The following is a 3,041-nucleotide window of genomic DNA, read 5'->3' on the forward strand; positions in this document are numbered from 1 at the left end:
CCTGCTCGGCATTATAATTAAAACCAAAATGTGGCGCCGCTTCGGCTCCTTCGTTCTGCACGTGGCATTTATCGTTATCTTTATCGGCGCGGTGCTGACGCGCTATTTCGGCACCGAGGGCGTGCTGCACGTAAGGGCGGGCGAGAGCGAAAGCGAGATGGTAAGCGTCAAACCATACTTGCAAATCCGCACGCAAGACGCGCTGTTTGAGCATCCGCTAAATCTGTCTCAGATCGGCGATAACGATTTTAGCTTCACGCAAAGTATAAATTCTAAAAGCTTCACCGTCAAATTTAGCTCCTACAAACCCGCGCCCAAAGGCGAGCAGAGCACGCTTGCGGTAAAGGCGGGCTTTGAGGGCGGAAGCGAGCAAGAAGCGCAGCTGCGCGGCGGCGCGGGCTGGCTCGGGGAGCCTAAAATTTTAAACTTTGACGGTGAGGAGATAATGCTGAGCTGGGGCTCGAAACTCATAGAGCTTCCGTTTGCGGTAAAGCTTTTGAAATTTAAGCTCGAGCGCTATCCCGGCTCGCAAAGTCCGTCATCCTACGCTAGCGACGTTGAAATTTTAAAAGAGGGCAAGAGCGCGGGAGAGCATGAAATTTATATGAATCATCCGCTAAACTTTGACGGCTTTAAGCTCTTTCAATCCTCCTACGACACGGACGAGCTGGGCACGGTGCTGGAGCTTAACCGCGATCCGGGTAAAATTCCTACCTATTTCGGCTATTTCTTGCTTTGCGTCGGATTTATCGGCAATCTTTTTACTGCGGGTAGCAGGTTTAAAAAGCTAGCTAAATTTATTAAAAACAACGCACCCGCCGCGCTACTTCTAATCGCGCCGCTTTTTTTCAGCATTGAGCTTCGCGCCGCGGATGAAAACTATCTAGCAAACCTTAAAGCTAACTCGCGCGTTCACGCAAACGGCGCGTTTGCGGAGCTTTTGGTGCAAGATTACATGGGCAGGATCAAGCCGCTTAGCACCGAAGCAAGCGAGATCGTAAATAAAATTTCAGGCACGGATTCGCTCTACGGCTTAAGCGCCGAGCAGATGATCCTAGGAATGAGCCTAAATCCCGCGTTTTGGCGCGATCAAAAGATCATCAAGATTAAGAACGACGAGATCAAAAAGATGCTGGGCTTAGCGCCGCAGGAGCGATATGCGAGCTTTAATTCGGTCTTTGATGAAAACGGTAACTACAAGCTCGCCCACGCCCTGGACGAGGCGAATGAAAAAAGCGCCTCGCGCCGCGGCGTGCTCGATAATGAGCTGATTAAATTCGACGAGCGGCTAAATATCGCGTATCTGACCTTTAGAGGGGTGTTTTTTAAATTTATCCCCGTGCCGAACGACCCGCAAAACACCTGGCTCTCGCCGAACGACGCCTTCGCGGATTATAGTATCGCTCCGCAGATCAAAGGCGTGCTAAACGACTATCTAAACGGCTTGCAAGATGGAATTTCGGATAATGATTGGGCTAAAGCGGATGCAGCACTTGCGGAGCTGAAAAACTACCAAAGAGCTACCTCGGTAGCTATACTTCCGAGTGAAAACCGCGTCAAAGCCGAGGTGTTTTATAACAAAGCTTCGGTTTTCAAAAAGCTCGTTTATTGCTATATGATCCTAGGCGGCGTAGCTCTTGTTTTGGCGCTTTTGGGCGCGCTTTGCGGCAAGCGCTTCGCGCTCGCGCAAAAAATTTTATTCGCAGCCTTTGCCGCAAGCTTTGCGGCACATACCCTCGCGCTTGCGTTGCGCTGGTACGTCGCGGCTCACGCGCCGTGGAGCGATAGCTATGAGTCGATGATCTACATCGGCTGGTCGGCGGCGCTTGCTGGGATTATATTTTTTAGAAAGTCCCTACTTACGCTAAGCGCGAGCTGCTTGCTAGCCAGCATCGTGATGCTAGTAGCGCATATGAGCTTCGTAAATCCGCAGATTACCAACCTCGTGCCGGTGCTAAAGTCCTATTGGCTTAGCATCCACGTCTCGGTTATCACGGCTAGCTACGGATTTTTAGGGCTTAGCTGCCTGCTTGGGCTTTTAGCTCTTATTGTGATGGCGCTTAAAAATGACACCAATCGCGAACGGCTCAATGCGCAGATCAGATATATAACGGCGATCAACGAGATCAGCCTCATCGTGGGGCTTTCGATGCTGACGCTCGGAAATTTCTTCGGCGGCGTATGGGCGAATGAGAGCTGGGGACGATACTGGGGCTGGGATAGCAAAGAGACCTGGTCGTATGTCTCGATCATCGTCTATGCGATCGTGCTGCATCTAAAGCTTATCCCGAAACTCGGCTCTATCTATGTTTATTGCGTGAGCTCGACGCTCGCGTATAGCTCGATCATAATGACCTATTTCGGCGTAAATTTCTACCTCACCGGCATGCACTCTTACGCCGCGGGAGACGCACCGCATATACCCGCGCCGTTTTATTGTATAATAGCGGCGATCTTTTTAATAATCGTTCTTGCCTTCAGGGGCAGGGACGTAAAAACGATATAAAGGAGTAAATTTGAAAAAATTTCTAATAGCGTTAGCCTTGGCTGCCGCGGCAAACGCGGGCTTTATCAGCGAGGGCATTCAAGCTCAGCAAAGCGGCGATCATAAAAAACTCGCAGAAATTTACGAGCGAGCGTGCGGTTTGGAAAATAAAGCTTCGGGCTGCTATAATCTAGCCGTTTTGTATTTTGAGGGCACCGGCAACGTAGAGAAAAATTTCGAAAAAGCGATCAGCCTCTATGAAAAAGCGTGCAGCGCTAAATTTGCGCTTGCGTGCAACAATCTAGGCTATATCTACGAAAGCGGCAACGGCGCGGATCAAAATTTTACCAAAGCCGCGGCTTATTACGAAAAAGCCTGCAAAGATAACGAAGGCTGCACCTCGCTCGGACTTTTATACGCAAACGGCGCCGGGCTTGCAAAGGACGTCGCCAAGGCGGCGAGCCTTTATGAAAAAGCCTGCACCTACGGCGATATGATGGGCTGCAACAACCTGGGCTATCTGTATCTGAAGGGCGAAGGCGTGCAGCAAAGCTTC

Annotated in this window: 2 protein-coding genes; both read left to right on the forward strand. The window is 50.4% G+C overall.

The features are described 5' to 3' along the window. Nucleotides 1-2,506 (forward strand): cytochrome c biogenesis protein CcsA (gene ccsA, locus Q0101_RS02105; RefSeq protein WP_297941835.1); only part of this gene is annotated, 2,506 nt, incomplete at its 5' end. A gap of 10 nt (nucleotides 2,507-2,516) precedes the next feature. Continuing rightward, nucleotides 2,517-3,041, forward strand: a 525-nt coding sequence (locus Q0101_RS02110) for a tetratricopeptide repeat protein (RefSeq protein WP_297941837.1), incomplete at its 3' end; no start/stop codon positions are given.

The sequence above is a fragment of the uncultured Campylobacter sp. genome (assembly GCF_937921625.1).
Classification (GTDB): Bacteria; Campylobacterota; Campylobacteria; order Campylobacterales; family Campylobacteraceae; genus Campylobacter_B.